11 protein-coding genes are annotated in these 15,523 nt (G+C 43.7%); 7 read left to right on the top strand and 4 right to left on the bottom strand.

The genetic code is table 11. The annotated features are described in order from the left end of the window. The first annotated feature begins 528 nt into the window (after positions 1-528). The 4 genes from F6K38_RS16060 (at position 529) to F6K38_RS16045 (ending at position 5,296) form a co-directional block, all read left to right on the top strand. Positions 529-1,182, top strand: a complete 654-nt coding sequence (locus F6K38_RS16060; RefSeq protein ID WP_008181455.1) for a DUF8692 domain-containing protein — start codon at positions 529-531, stop codon at positions 1,180-1,182. Between the two features lie 294 nt (positions 1,183-1,476). Beyond that, positions 1,477-3,513, top strand: a complete 2,037-nt coding sequence (locus F6K38_RS16055) for a PAS domain-containing sensor histidine kinase (protein WP_008181453.1) — start codon at positions 1,477-1,479, stop codon at positions 3,511-3,513. Positions 3,514-3,533: 20 nt separating this feature from the next. Further along, a complete protein-coding gene (locus tag F6K38_RS16050) occupies positions 3,534-3,983 on the top strand; it encodes a response regulator (RefSeq protein ID WP_008181452.1) in 450 nt (149 codons plus the stop codon). Positions 3,984-3,985: 2 nt separating this feature from the next. Next, on the top strand, positions 3,986-5,296 hold the full coding sequence (locus F6K38_RS16045; RefSeq protein ID WP_008181451.1) for a hybrid sensor histidine kinase/response regulator: 1,311 nt from the start codon (positions 3,986-3,988) through the stop codon (positions 5,294-5,296). Between the two features lie 59 nt (positions 5,297-5,355). Here F6K38_RS16045 and F6K38_RS16040 read toward each other — a convergent pair whose 3' ends face one another. Then, the gene (locus F6K38_RS16040) at positions 5,356-6,183 is read right to left on the bottom strand and encodes an ABC transporter permease (RefSeq protein ID WP_287249193.1); all 828 of its coding nucleotides are present in this window, start codon (positions 6,181-6,183) and stop codon (positions 5,356-5,358) included. Positions 6,184-6,274: 91 nt separating this feature from the next. Between F6K38_RS16040 and F6K38_RS16035 the strand changes: the two genes are divergently transcribed. After that, entirely contained in the window at positions 6,275-6,400 is a 126-nt protein-coding gene (locus F6K38_RS16035) for a hypothetical protein (RefSeq protein WP_287356922.1), read from the top strand. Positions 6,401-6,506: 106 nt separating this feature from the next. Here the strand turns inward: F6K38_RS16035 and F6K38_RS16030 are convergent, their stop codons facing one another. Together F6K38_RS16030 and F6K38_RS16025 are read right to left on the bottom strand one after the other, a co-directional pair. Further along, on the bottom strand, positions 6,507-7,838 hold the full coding sequence (locus F6K38_RS16030) for a TRAP transporter large permease (protein WP_287296566.1): 1,332 nt from the start codon (positions 7,836-7,838) through the stop codon (positions 6,507-6,509). A 4-nt stretch (positions 7,839-7,842) separates the two neighbouring features. After that, entirely contained in the window at positions 7,843-8,382 is a 540-nt protein-coding gene (locus tag F6K38_RS16025) for a TRAP transporter small permease subunit (protein WP_287356921.1), read from the bottom strand. A 504-nt stretch (positions 8,383-8,886) separates the two neighbouring features. Here F6K38_RS16025 and F6K38_RS16020 point away from each other — a divergent pair. Further along, positions 8,887-9,099: a DUF2281 domain-containing protein gene (locus tag F6K38_RS16020; protein WP_287356920.1), complete on the top strand. Its 213-nt coding sequence runs from the start codon at positions 8,887-8,889 to the stop codon at positions 9,097-9,099. A gap of 151 nt (positions 9,100-9,250) precedes the next feature. On the opposite strand, the gene F6K38_RS16015 is transcribed toward F6K38_RS16020, so the two are convergent. After that, positions 9,251-9,382, bottom strand: a complete 132-nt coding sequence (locus tag F6K38_RS16015; RefSeq protein ID WP_287296061.1) for a hypothetical protein — start codon at positions 9,380-9,382, stop codon at positions 9,251-9,253. 1,414 nt (positions 9,383-10,796) lie between these two features. On the opposite strand from F6K38_RS16015, the gene F6K38_RS16010 reads away from it, so the two are divergent. Then, positions 10,797-14,813 carry a hypothetical protein gene (locus F6K38_RS16010; RefSeq protein WP_287356918.1) on the top strand — a complete coding sequence of 1,339 codons (4,017 nt, stop codon included), beginning with the start codon at positions 10,797-10,799 and terminating at the stop codon, positions 14,811-14,813. Positions 14,814-15,523 lie beyond the last annotated feature (710 nt).

Genomic DNA, 15,523 nt, shown 5'->3' with positions numbered 1-15,523 from the left:
ATCACATCCACAGCAGTTTAAATCATTTTCATGGCTTAGGGCTAGATGGAATCACACCCTCCTTAAGAATTGGAACAGACAAAGCTTCAGGGGAACAGAGGTAGAGCTGTTTTCTTCTCGTAAAAGATAGATGGGTCAGATGGTCAGATGGTGATATGGGTATAATTTTCGACCCGACTCCCGACTCCCTCGGTGCGCTTTCCGTTGGCGAATTAAATTCGCCACGGGTCGCACCGCTCCCGACTCCCGACTCCAATTAACCTAGGACGAGGTACCTCACCCAGATTGAAATCAGATAGTTTTTAGAAAAAATTGCGGATTTACAAGCAAAAGCCAAGACTAATTTAACAGAAGAAAACAAGGCTAACAGCTTCAACCAGGGCTTTATATTAAATTTACCTTAATGGTAAATTAGTAATCAGTAATTTTTCCTCACTACTACCGAGCAATGACCGATTACCATTAGCTCCTGTGTTAGCTTAAGTATATAGCCCAACAAACAATTGCTTATTTACCTGTTTCACCTCGATGCTGAAAATCCTTATAAAACAGCTGCGCCACGATAATTATATTCTTTGGTATAACAGCTTAGTTATTATACTATTTTTAGTTTTAAGTATCTATGTCAAGATTCAGGACAGGGGTTATATAGTCGTAGGACTTTTTGATGATCCTTTTCTTCTCAATCGCCCCTACATCGGCACTTTATCAGCTGTGTCTGAATTAATGTGGTGCGTAGTAGTAACCATTTGTTTATGGTGCTGGTTATTGCTGAACAAAATCCAGCCCAATCAAAAAATAAATCGATTTCTTTTATACTCTGCCCTTGGCATTGGAATATTATTAATTGATGATGTCTTCAGGATTAATTTAATACTAGCAAAACAAGGGATTTCCAAAGCGCCGGTGTATTTTATGTATGGCATAGGTGCCATCCTCTATGGATTAGCTTTTTGGAGGATAATTCGAGCTACACCATATATACTCCTGATGATTGCGGCAATTTTATTTGTCATATCTGGTTTGGTGGACTTCTCCCATTTGTCAGGAAAAGGAACCCGAGCCATGCTAGAAGATGCCACTCGGTTATTGGGTATTATGAACATCACTCTCTATTTCAGCCAGGTATGCTGGCAGGTGATGCTGCAATCTTGGAATAGAAAGAGAAATCGAGCTATCTAATTCCTAAATTGGGATTTAAAGTTCTCTGGGCAAAGAGTTATGGGGCAAGTTAAAATTCCGTAATTTCACAGATTTACAGTCGGTGGTCAAAACGTTAACAATATAAGAACTAAGTGTGTCTTAGTGTCCTCGGAGGTGATTACCTTCTTGATACCCAGTTCCACTTCAAAAGGGAATTAACTCCAACGGATAAGTGGGAGATCTGCTACTTGGTACGAAACCAAGCTGGTTAATCTGACCATTGCTGTTACCGTCGGTGCTGCTGGAAATTCTTGCCCAATTGACCAACGGCATATGCTCAAAACCTTACAAGACATGTTCTCCGGTCATTATCTATCCCAGGAGCATTGCTATGTCTGGAAGCCTGAATTAGTTGGACTTCATGCTGGATCGGATTTGCTAATTGCCCTATCCTATTACTCTATTCTGCTGTTGCTGATCTATTGTTGGTCTCAAAACCAAGATCTGCCATTACTCAAGATTTTATTACTATTTAGTGCCTGGGTTTTGTTCTGTGGCAACAGTCACTTGCTGGAGGTCTGGAGAATTTGGCATCCCGATTATTGGCTCTCTGGTTTAGTCAAAGGGACTAGTGCCATACTTTCTCTTTCTAGCGCGATCGCACTAGTAGTAGTGATGCCAAAAGTCTTAGCATTCTCCAGTCGAGCTCCACTAGAAGCGACTAACACAGCTCTGGAAAAGGAAATTGCTGAACGTAAGCAAACCGTAGAAGAACTACTGAGATCCCAACAAACCTTGTCCCTCTTGGTAGAGCAAACTCCTCTTGGTTTCATTGAGTGGAGCCTGGATGGTGAAGTGATGCAGTGGAACCATGTAGCCGAGAAAATTTTTGGCTATTCCAAGATGGAAGCCTTTGGACATCGTGCCCATCAATTGATCAAGCCGCAATCTTCCGTAGAGCAGTTCCAGCGAGTTCTGCAAGACTGTTTGAATTTTCAGTATAGCAACTGCATTACCGAAAACTACCATCCACAAGATGGCAGTAGTATATTTTGCCAGTGGCACAATGCTCCCTTAATTGAATCTGATGGCACCATCATCGGAGTGGTGTCCGTGGTACAGGATATCACGAAGCGCAAGCTAGAGGATGATGTCCTCACCCAAGCCTATGAAGAGTTAGAACAACGAATATTAGAACGGACAAAGCAACTAGCAGCAGCTAATCAAGTCTTAAAAGCTGAAATCAGAGAGCGACGCCAGGTTGAGTCGGAATTAGGCAACAACCTAGAGCTGCTTAACCGATTTTTGGAATATGTACCCGCAGCTATTGCCATGTTCGATCAGCAGATGAGGTACCAGTTTGTTAGTCGCAACTGGTACTCAGAGTACAACATATCTGATGACAACATCATTGGCAAAAGCTACTACGAGGTATTTCCAGAAACTCCTGAGGGTTGGAAGAAAATACACCAACGGTGCTTAGAGGGTTATTCAGCAGAGTGTGAAGAAGATTTGTTTATTCGCGCTAATGGTGAACAACAGTGGCTCAAGTGGGAAATCGGTCCTTGGGTTGACATTGCTGGGAAAATTAGCGGTATCATTATGAGTACTGAGGTGATTACAGAGCGTAAAGAAGCTCAAGAGGCCCTCAAACGACTTAATCAAGATTTATCCCAATCTAATCGTGAGTTAGAACAGTTTGCTTACGTGGCTTCCCATGATTTACAAGAACCACTGCGAGCCATTAGTAGCTACACCCAACTCTTAGCTAAAAAATACCAGAGTAACCTGGATGCTCAAGCAGATAAGTATATTCATTACATCGTAGATGGCGCTACTAACATGCAGCAGTTAATCCAAGATCTGCTGAGTTTTTCTCGGGTGGGAACCCATGGTAAAGAATTAGCAGCTACTGACTGTGAGGTAGTACTGAATCGGGTTTTAGACAATTTAAATGTAGCGATTATCGAGAGCGATGCCATAGTTACCCATGACTCCTTACCTGTAGTTATGGGGGATGATATACAACTGAGTCAACTTCTGCAAAATCTGATCGGTAATGCCATTAAGTTTCGCAGCCAAGAGCTACCCAGAGTCCATATTTCAGCGGAACTGAAGGCTAAAGAATTTATCTTTTCAGTTCGTGATAATGGTATTGGTATTGAGCCTGAATACTTTGAGCGCATCTTCACTATTTTCCAGCGCTTGCATACCCGCCGTGAGTATCCCGGCACAGGCATTGGTCTAGCAGTTTGTAAGAAGATTGTAGAGCGTCATGGCGGAAAAATTTGGGTAGAGTCAGAGCTAGGAGTAGGCACAACATTTTACTTCTCAATACCACAGCATCACCAGGATTTAAACATTATCTAGAAATTTCAGGAACTGGCATCATGAATATTATCACAAATACTCAACCAATTGATATTCTGCTGGTAGAAGATTCGTCGAGTGATGCCGAACTCATTTTAGAGGCATTATGTGATAGCAACCTATCTAGTAACTTTCATTGGGTTGATGATGGTGCTAAAGCGATCGCATTCCTCCGTCAGCAGGGAAAATATCAGGAAGCCCCACGTCCACATTTAATTTTTCTGGATCTGAATTTACCTAAAAAAGATGGTCGCGAGGTTCTCCAAGAAATCAAGGAAGACCCCCAGATAAGTACGATACCAATTATTATATTAACCACATCTGACTCTCAGCAAGATATTATCAATACTTACAGGCTAAAAGCTAACTGCTACATTTGTAAACCCATTGATTGGGAAAATTTTCTGTCGATGGTGAAGCAGATTGAAGAATTTTGGTTAGACCTTGTTAGACTGCCATCATATCAATAAATATGGACACCAATTCCCTGAAAATACTCCTAGTAGAAGATAACCCAGCTGATGCGGATCTTCTCCAAATCATTTTAACTGATGCCCAAGAGATTCAGTGGTCACTGGTGCAGGTAGAAAAGTTACAAGATGCTATTGATTCTCTCAGTAAACATCATTTTGATATAATCTTGTTAGACCTATCGTTACCGGATAAACAGGGATTGATTACAGTCACAAAAACCCACGAGGTAGTACCGGATTTACCCATTGTGGTGTTAACGGGTCTTAATGATAGAGTGACCGCCCTAGAAGCTTTACGAAAAGGAGCACAAGATTATTTAGTCAAGGGCAAAATTGATAGTGAATTGCTGATCCGCACCATTCGCTATGCTATTGAGCGAGCCAATACTATGAAGCAGCTTCGACAAAGTGAGGAGCAATTGCAACGACTCAATGAAGAATTAGAGCATCGCGTTGCGGAACAAACTGATGAATTAAGGCAAAAAAATCAGTACCTGCAACGGGAAATTGCCAGTCGGAAGTGCTTGGAAGAAGAACTTCGTCAGGCGTTGAATAAAGAAAAAGAACTCAATGACCTCAAATCTCGGATTGTTTCTGTCGTTTCTCATGAATATCGCACCCCACTAGCCACCATCCTCTCTTCGACAGAATTACTAGAACATTATAGTCATAAATGGTCTTCCGAAAAAAAGCGACGTCATTTTCAGCGGATTCAAACCACGGTTCAACATCTGACTAAGTTAGTGAGTGATGTACTGCTATTCAGTAAAGCTGAGGCAGGAAAATTGGAATTCAAACCATTACCTATAGATGTGGTAGCCTTCTGTAAGGAAATTGTCGAAGAATTTAAACTAACAGCTAATACTGGGTTGACTATTAACTTTAACTGTACAAATAATTCAAAGGAAACCTCCTGCTGTATTAATCAGGGTTGGTTTGAAAAAGCTGATCTAGATGAAAAACTATTGCGGCAAATTCTGTCTAATTTGCTCTCCAATGGGATTAAGTATTCACCGGATGGGGGTGATATCCAATTTGATCTGATCATGAGTGATCATAGTACTATGTTCCGGATCCAAGATTCCGGAATTGGCATCCCCCCAGAAGACCAAGAACGGTTATTTGAGGCTTTTCAGCGCAGTAGTAATGTTGGTACTATCTCTGGTACCGGACTAGGATTAGCAATTGTCAAAAAATGTGTCAATCTCCACGGTGGTGAGATTTGTGTAGATAGTGAAGTGGGAGTTGGTACAGCCTTTACGGTCACATTACCATTACACTCATCCCGTTCTTCAGGTGTTAGGTCTTAGGTTAATAGTGGTTAGTCGTTAACGCTTAATACCTACTGTAAGCGTGTAAGTGTGCCTAATCAGTCTTGCTGGTGAGCGAATTGGTGAGCACCAAATAGAGAAAGTGCGATCGCAAACCCCAGCAGAATCGGTATCGCATACCAGGGAAACTCAGACACAGGTAAGTAAGCAGCAGCCCGGAGTCCAGTGCTGGTATAACTTAGAGGCAATAGATAGACAATAACTTTTAGGGCTGTAGGTAAGGTAGCTGGGTCAAAAAACGTCCCACCTAGGAAGGACATCGGCACAATTAAGAAGTTGTTGAAAAGACCAACCATTTCCAAGGATTTGACATTCAATCCCACTATCACCCCTAAACCGGCAAACACAGCACAATTAAGCACTAGCAACAAGAAAAATAAGGGATTGAGAAAACTCCATACTTTCCCAGTAAACAGCACTGCTACCAAAATTACTGAAGCAGATGTCATTAATCCCCGCAAAATCCCCGCCATCATTTTGCCGACATGCAAGGCTAAGGGATGGACTGGCATCAACAAGGTTTCCTCAAAGGTTTTCGTGTATAGCCGATCACCGCAAATGGAAAAGGTGGTGCCAGCAAAGCTAATGGTCATAGACGACAGCGCCACCATTCCTGGCAGAATAAATTCTAAATAGGATTCACCAACTGGGGGAACCATTGTCCGATCTAAGGTACTCCCTAGACCGAGACCAAATGCCAATATGTAGATCAGTGGGGAGATTAGCCCACTAGCAACGACTTGCGTGACTCGCACCCGTAACTTTAGCCAGTCCCCCCACAAAACCGTGAAGCTATCGGTCACGATAGTCGGTAACTGGGACCCTTTGAAGGTGTTGTGATGGGGCAGTGATAGATTGGATTTCACAGTATCCGTTTAAATTAAGTTAATTTTCCTTTACATTACTAAATGTTATCACTGACCCTGAGCACCATTGTCATTAATCGTAGGGTGGGCAGTGCCTACCAACGCGGTTTGCAAGCTTCATTATCTGTCTGCTGCACTGCCCACCCTACATGAACTACTCCTCCCGACTCCCGACTCCCGACTCCCGACTCCCGACTCCCGACTCCCATTAACCTAGATTGTCAAATCAAGTTGCGTAGGGTGTGTTAGGGGCGGGCTTGGCCTGATGTTCAAGACCGAGCGCCAGTATTGGAACAGCCCGCCCCGTAACGCACCACTTGATATCAAGTACTCAATGATGGCAAGAAACTGACTATACCAGGAAAGGCAATAATCAACACTAACACCAGCAGTTGCAACAGGATAAAGGGAATCGCACCTCGGTAAATTTCCATGGTTTTCACTTCTGGTGGGGCGACACCCCGTAAATAAAACAGAGCAAAGCCAAAGGGTGGTGTCAGAAATGAGGCTTGGAGATTGGCTCCGATAATTACCCCGTACCAGACCAAATCAAGGTTAAGCTGTTGGGCGACTGGAGCAAACAGCGGTACTACAATAAAGGCAATCTCAAAAAAGTCTATAAAGAAGCCTAGTAGGAAAATCGTTAACATACTGACTATTAGGAAGCCAATGTAACCGCCGGGAAGGTTTAACAGCATCGCTTCCATGACGCGATCGCCATTCAAGCCACGAAACACTAAACTAAATGCTGTTGAACCCAGCAATATAAATATCACCATGCTGGTAATCCGCATCGTGGCATCAGAGCTCTGTCGCAGGGATGCCAAATTCAACTGACCATTCACACCAGCCAATACTATTGCGCCCAGGCAACCCACAGCCCCTGCTTCCGTTGGAGTGGCAATCCCAAAAAAGATACTGCCCAATACTAATAGAATTAACAATAATGGCGGTACCATTGATTGGATCACCCGCTTTCCCAAGGCTTTTCCACTGATATTTCGGACTTCTAGGGGTAGGGCTGGTGCTGCGTCTGGCTTGAGCCATGCTACAATGATCACATGAATGGCAAACGCCCCAGCCATCATTAAACCAGGAATCACGGAACCGATAAACAGGTCTCCTACGGAAATTCCTAACTGATCTGCTAATACTACTAGGACTACACTAGGGGGGATAATCTGTCCTAATGTCCCGGATGCCACGATTACGCCAGTGGCTAGTTCTTTATTATAACCGTAGCGCAACATTATTGGTAGGGAAATCAGTCCCATGGCTACTACTGTTGCGGCAACGACTCCAGTAGATGCCGCCAGCAACGCCCCCACAATCACCACCGCTAAGGCCAATCCCCCTCGCAGCCGTCCAAACAGAATGCCCATGGTTTCCAACAGCTGCTCAGCAATGCCAGATTTTTCTAGCATGGAACCCATAAAAATAAAGTAGGGCACTGCTAGGAGAGTGTAGTTGCCCATGATGCCGAAAATCCGCTGGGGCATAGCGGTCAGGAAAATCGGGTCAAAGATACCCAAACTCACTCCCACGATGGCAAACAAAATTGCCACCCCACCTAGGGAGAAGGCCACCGGGTAGCCGATGGAAAGTAATACCAAGGCACCGCCAAACATGGCCGGACCTAACCAGTCATAACCCATGGTTTTATTCCTCCTCCTGGGGTGCCAAATATCCAGCAAAAATTGCCCAGTTTTTGATCGCTTCTGAGATTCCTTGAAGAATCAGCAACCCAAAGCTGACAATAATCATGGATTTAATTGGATAACGGGGTAACCCTCCTGGATCTGGGGACATTTCTTGAATCGTCCAGGAATTAACAATCGCCCCCCAAGAAAAATAAATTACCATGATGCAGAACGGAATTAAGAACAATAATGTCCCAATTAAATTAGCGATCGCTTGAGCCTTAGGCGTCAAACTCTTATAAAAAACATCCACTCGCACATGGCCATTATGCTTGAGAGTGTAAGCCGCCCCCAACAGGAATACTAAGTCAAATAAGTACCACTGAGTTTCGATAAACCCATTAGAACTTAAATTTTCTCCTATAAAACGTCCCAAGTAGCGACCAACCACATTCCACACACCAATCATGATCATCAGTGGCAAAATCCAGTAGGTTAAGCGACCGATTCTCTCGTTGAAGCTATCAATTACTCTAGAAATACGTAATAGTTGTTGCAATAGCCACACTCCTCACTTACCAGCTATTGGAAAGATATTTTATCATAACAATTACCCCTGACCGCGCTGCATCAAGACATTGTGGCCAAAAATAGATAAGATTGGATAAGTTCTATCCAAGCAAAATAAGGCGTTGGTGATTCTGGGTATGATTGTGCCCCCCTAGGGCGTGTCTTCAAACTCGGAGATCCCCCTAAATCCCCCTTAAAAAAGGGGGAATTTGAGTATGGCTCCCCCCTTTTTCAAGGGGGGCTGGGGGGGATCATAATCTTGCGGAAAACTTTGAAAACACGCCCTAGCCCCCCAATTTTGCGGTGCGACCCGTGGCGAATTTAATTCGCCAACGGAAAGCGCACCGGCGGGGGAACAAAACTCTAAAAATCCCCCGAGCGAGGGATTGCTCGCTCGGGGGATTTAGGGGGCTTTACCAAAACCAAACAATCGCCCATTCATACTTCAATTCAGCAACGCCCAAAATAATAAGTGTTTGGTTCAAGGATAGTGATGAATTACCAGACGATAAATTTACCTAAAGAATTTCTGAGAAGCTTGCAGGCATTACCACCACAGCAACAGCAGATGGTGTTTGATTTTGTGGAGTTTCTGGCTCTCAAGTATGTTGAATCTGAGCCCAGTCAATCTCAGACTCCTCGGATTTTAGGCTTGCTGGAAGGAGAAGGATGGATGAGTGATGATTTCAACGAGCCTCTATGTTGATAATTAATAATTAAGAATGAATAATTTAGAAGTTAGAATTGGGGCGTTGCTGAATCAAGTAATGAATATGAGTGGAGTGGGCATCCTGCCTGCGGTTAAAATATCAGAAGCAAGATGCCCGTTCCACAAAATTCATAAAATCATTCCATTATTAAGCAATGCCTGGCCTTCTGCCTTCTGACTTCTGACTTCTGACTTCTGACTTCTCTCCTCCTTCAAACACAATCGCTGTCTTGATGCAGCGCGGTCTTGGGGAGGCAGCGCTGCATCGCTGTTTTGCCATTATTATAGAGTTACCTAAACTGTGGTTTGGGAGAGAGCCGCGCTTGAGGGGAGTCAACCAATAAGCGCGGCTCTTTTCGCCATGATTATATTATAAATAGTAGTTATGGTTGTTGTCAAGTGGAAAATCAAAAAAATCTGGATAATTTTTGATTTTGTTAATAATTATTTACAATCAAATTAATAGGAGGTTAGGAGTTAGGAGGTAAGGAGATTAGGAGATAGAAGGTAAGGAGATTAGGAGATAGAAGGTAAGGAGGGATGAGTCACAAAGGACTGTGCCAGTATTTAGTCAGCAATAGCAAACTTGACTTAAAAAATATTCTGTCTACTAATCTCCTATCTCCTAACTCCTAACTCCTAACTCCTAACTCCTAACTCCTAACCTCCTAATCTCCTTACCTCCTAACCTCCTTACTATCTCCTGTCTTCTGTTATCCCAGTATTTAGTCAGAAGTAACAAAATTGACTTAAAAAATATTCTAACTCCAACCGGGTGCATCTCAATGCATGCTGTTTGAGCCGGTGGTGCGTTACGGAACGGGCTGTCCTAACCGAGCGCGAAGTGGCGGAAAATTAAGGCTCGCCCGTCCCTAACGCACCCTACAAAACTGTCTTATAACTCCTAATCTCCTTACCTCCTATCTCCTAATCTCCTAACCTCCTAACCTCCTAACCTCCTATCTCCTGTTATCCCAGTAGTTAGTCAGCAATAGCAAACTTGACTTAAAAAATATTCTAACTCCAACCGGGTGCATCTCAATGCATGCTGTTTGAGCCCGTGGTGCGTTACGGAACCGGCTGTCCTAACCGAGGGCGAAGTGGCGGAAAATTAAGGCTCGCCCGTCCCTAACGCACCCTACAAAACTGTCTTCTAACTCCTAATCTCCTAACTCCTAACCTCCTAATCTCCTTACCTCCTTACCTCCTTACTTTCTCCTAATCTCCTTACCTCCTAATCTCCTTACCTCCTTACCTCCTTACCTCCTTAGTTAAAAATTCTCTTAAAGAAGGATATAAAATTAATCACTGAATCAAAATAATTTTCTAATTATCTCACAATTAGCTAAACCCAAAACTAAAAAAAATATTAATTATAAGTCTGGCTTTTATTTACAAAAATTCATACATTAGCGTTAATTTTTGTGAGACTATTTATATAAGGCTTCGACGCCAATGAGCTCAGAAAATAAACAGTCCCAAATTCACCATAGATTTATTGTCTGGAAGCTCAAAACCTTATAACTATCTTCAAAGTCGCGCCTAAAAAAAAATTTATATTTTTGTAACTTATAGGCTGAAATTATTACCCAGTAAGGATTTAATCTTGCATGTTCCCTCCCCAGCAAAAACACCTATTTTTTTGTGACCAAAAAAAACGTAGTAAACTGCAAATCGTGTGTAAATAACTACCTATGAGCAACTCTCTACTTGTTCCCATTAATCTCGATGCTCTGTGTCTGGCCAACGACGAGCTAGTCCTCGATACCATGGCAGACTACAGCCTACTACCCTACAAATACCAAGACGAAACCCATGGCTCTGGACAAGACAACCTCAGTGAACAGATTCTCGCCCCCTTATTCAACCAGCAATTGACTTTGGAAGCGGGCATCCATCTCCATTGGTCTATACCCGATGCCCTAACCACTGGAACCCATGAGACATTCACTACTTTCCCTCAAGTTCCCAATCGTTGGCTGATTATACGCCAAGGAGGAAGCAAAGAAGATAAACAATGGGTAATCGAGAGTGACTATCTCTATCCTGAACGACCAGCAGAGGATGATAGCGCACCACCAAAAGCGATTAATATTCTGATTGACCCACCGGATTTAAGTACTGTAGATCCTAACGATGCCAGCACTTATCAATATCAACGTTACCGCTATATGGGGCGAAGTTGGGAACTGGGAGAATGGCAATCTGATAGTACTAGTAAAGAATATGCTGCTGCTTTAACTGCTGTGGGCACCAATGCCAATGTACCCGTATTGGATACAGTTAAAGTAACTTTTGCAGCCTTTTATCCTAACTCCTATAGCGTTTTTGGCTTCCACGACCCTGATTATCCCACCCAGACTCCTGAGGAAGGCTTACAGTATGATGTGGTGGGCTGGTACAGTGATGGTGGACAGGATTGTATCCAAGAGTTCTTAGCCGAAAATAGTGGGGTAACTGACCTCGAAGAGTTACTAGCACTTCTACAAGAAGAGTTTAGTTGGACTATTGAGCCAACAGAAGCCATCCCACCCCAGACTATCTATCACTCTCGCATCACCTTTGGTGCTAATGGTGGTTCCGTAGATCCAGATTTATCCCAACCTAACCTAGCGGTGGGAGATTCCCCCGCCGAAGCCCTGGCTGCTTACTTGGCAAATTCCTATCCCAATAAGGATCAGGCGATTGATGAAGATCCTAACAATACCATTGGCAAAGTCGTTGAAGAACAATTAGAAGCCCTACAAATATTACAAAAGTTAGAATCTCAAAAACTCGATATGTATGCCAAATTCCGGCAAGGAAGACACGAAGTGGGGTTTGGTACGGAGAACAATGGCTATCTGTGGTCAATTATGCCCCAGGTTTCTAAAAATGAGTCAGAAACCACCGATACTTCTCAACAAAATGACTTAACTTTGCCCGATGATTTAGCTCAATCCCTGAATCAACTCAACATCATCCAAGAGCAATATAATCAGGCTCAGCTAGACATAGAATCCTTGCAGCGTCGGTTATATAGCCAATGGTACATTTATGAGAAGGGCGATCCTAACTTCTACGGAGATGTGAATGATTACAGCCTGGTGCCTTTGCGAACAGCCATGGCTGCTGCAGGAGAAATCGAATTTTCAGGACAGGGAACCAGCACCACCGTAACAGCAAAAACCTTGCCTTTTCAGGTTATATCAAGGTTAAATTTCTATTTCACTGATTATGTTGAAATAATGGATAACGCTGCGGGTAACGACTTTAGCGGCTGGGCAGAGATGAATGTAGAATTTGCCAATTGTGGAGTAACACTATCGGATAATCGAACTGTTGAAGCAGATAATCCGGGGGGAGACTTTTCTGAAGGTAAAACTTGGAATGTTATTGATGGAGGACAAACCTATCCCGTTAAAGTAGAAGGAGGGATTTTGACTATCTATATTCCCCCTACAGCCTCTCAAATCGCCTATAACCTGGTTAATGCTATTCGTAACTTAGGAAGTGCGATCGCTAGTTATACCACTTCCACGACCCAATATCGCCTCAGTCAAGTTCCTAGTGAAAATTACTGGCGTCCTAGCGATCCTTTTGTCCTCTTGACGGGAGATGCGGCCAAAGCTTCCAATCGTTTCGGACAGGATGGACGGTTGCGGGATGACGATTTACTCCAATGCTACCCCATCGATTTTGAGGTTACGAACATTACCAGCGATATCAATGGGCTTTTAGCGCAAATTGATAGCCTGAAACCCCAATCGGGAGAAGACTCAATTAACTTTAATACCTGGAATCAGCAACCTTGGAATCCCTTTGCTTTTGAGTGGAATGTCTTGAACTATCCTAGTCGTGAGATGACGGAGGGAGTGGTTCAAGATTATCAAGCCAATCAAATTCTTGATAACTATAGCTTAGAACCTAATGCCATCGACCTCCAACTGAAACCTGGCAAAGAAAGCAGTTTTGTCGAGAATGGTAATAGTTATACAGGGTTCAGTATTTTAACCCCGTCGGTGGGAGAAGAGTTAAGTGGACAATTGACTCGTTATTTAGATGCACAACTTCTACCCACCTACTACTACGAAAATAATATTCCCGAAGACGACCAAACCCCAGACTACTTAAGTGAGAATTTTGAGACGGTTAAATCTTGGTATGAGGCGACAGACGATGTTCAGGGAATGACTGACGAGCAAAAAGCCCAAGATACAATTTACGTAGCCTTGTGGGCTTATGAACAGATGGAAACCTTAGACTGTCAAGCCCAAACCATCGGTGGGTTTAACGATACCATCATGCTCTCCCAACCCACTCTGCAACTAGAAGTGGACGATCCTCTCTCCACCAACGATGTGGCACAATTTATTACCGATCAGGTGCGTTGGACTTTAGGAGATAGCACCATTCAATACGAGTTCCTCGATGGGGACATTTTCAACCCCATCCGCAGTGGAGGAATGACCATTGATCAACTGTGGTTAGTGGATAGTTATGGAAGACATTTTACAGTCATTGACCCAAATGCAGGACAAGTAGACTTGGTAACCAGTAGCCGGATGACTCCTCCGGATTCCTCTGCTATTTATCAATTTTTATTGGCACCTCGTCTCGCCCAACATGCCCGTCTCAACTTCCACTGGTTATCAGCCAATGAACCCAGCGAGATTGAAATGACTACTAAGCCAGCTCGAAATCCCGTTTGCGGTTGGATTGTACCCAATAATCTTGATAGCACTCTGAGTATTTATGACCAGCAAGGGAAAACTTTGGGTTCCTTAGATCGGGCTGGAAACTGGAGGGCTGCCCCTGGAGGCTTTGGTATTCCTGATGTTGCCAGCATCTCTAACTCTCACTTGCGCAAGCTGGTACAGTATCTGGTGGAGCGAGGAAAAGATTTTCAACAACAGTTTCTTTCTACCTTAGACAATTCCCTGGCTACTATCGATCCCGAAGGATTTGCCACCCATAGCACTCTGGCATTATTAATTGGACGACCCATTGCTGTAGTTCGTGCCACCTTTAGCTTAGAGGTAAAAGGGCTACCGGTTTGCGATCCTACGGTCAAAATTGAGAGTGCTGAGCAAGAAGTACCCACCTACGGGTATACCGAAGTAAAAGTTCCCATTCGTTTAGGAGATTATCAACAACTCAACGACGGCTTGGTAGGTTATTGGCGAGAAACCCCTGGGGAAACTGAGGGGGATTATGACTATGAAGGAAATATCTTCTATGCGCCCCAAAGTAATTTAGCCAATGACAGTTTGATTCAAACGGAATCAGAAGGGTTAGTTTATTTCGAGCAAACCGTGGATGCACCACCCCAAGGAGTAACCATGTTAATCGATCCTCGGGGCACAATTCATGCTACCTGTGGGTTCTTACCCAACCGGGAATTAGTTTTACCGTCGGAAAACTACACCACTGCATTACAGTCCATGGAAGTTAATTTCCTAGCTACCCCCATGTTATGCGATCGCCAAACTGATATGGATATTGACATCCACAATGGCGATGAAATTGATCCCCCTACCTCTGATGCTAGCAGTGGGTTAGCAATTCCTGTTCCCCAAGAAACCAATGCTGTTTGGTCGTGGGTATCTTTAACTGGCGAGGAATGGTCAGAAACTACTGAAATTACATCAGTTAATCCCACAGCAACTTTTTCTCAACCCCAGCAACTGTATGAGGGTTGGTTGCAGTTGAGTCGAGCACAGGAGGAGTAGAGGAGTTAGGAGGTAAGGAGGTAAGGAGGTAAGGAGTAAATTTTGCGTAGGGTGCGTTAGGGGTGGGATTGCCCTGATTTTACGCTTCTTCGCCAGCCTTGAAATAGCCCACCCCGTAACGCACCACCGGCTCAAACAGCTTTTAGGAGATGCACCCGGTAAGGAGGTAAGGAGATTAGGAGGTAGGAGGTAAGGAGATTAGGAGGTAGGAGGAAAAAAGTTAGGAGTTATGAAGGTGAATAATTGGCGTTGCTGATTCTGGGTATGGTTTCGCCCCCCTAGGGCGTGTTTTCAAAGTTTTCCGCAAGATTATGATCCCCCCCAGCCCCCCTTAAAAAAGGGGGGAGCCATACTCAAAGTCCCCCTTTTTTAAGGGGGATTTAGGGGGATCTCCGAGGCAAGAAAACACGCCCTAGCCCCCCAATTTTGGGGGGAACAAAACTCTCAAAGTCCCCCAGAATTGGGGGATTTAGGGGGCTTTAATAACACCAGATAATCGCGCATTCATTCCTTAATTCAGCAATGCAGAATAATTAGCCCCATAAGGAAAGAGTAAAATTGATTCTTCATTCTATCTCCTGTCTCCTAACCTCCTAACCTCCTAACCTCCTAACCTCCTAACCTCCTAACCTCATAACCTCCTAATCTCCTAACCTCCTAACCTCCTAATCTCCTAACCTCCTAACCTCCTCAATTCTGTCTCCTACAAG

Origin of the sequence: Moorena sp. SIO3B2, assembly GCF_010692525.1 — a bacterium.
Lineage (GTDB): Bacteria > Cyanobacteriota > Cyanobacteriia > Cyanobacteriales > Coleofasciculaceae > Moorena > Moorena producens.
The sequence above is the reverse complement of the archived record's forward strand: the minus strand, read 5'-3'. Positions and strand labels throughout refer to the sequence as shown.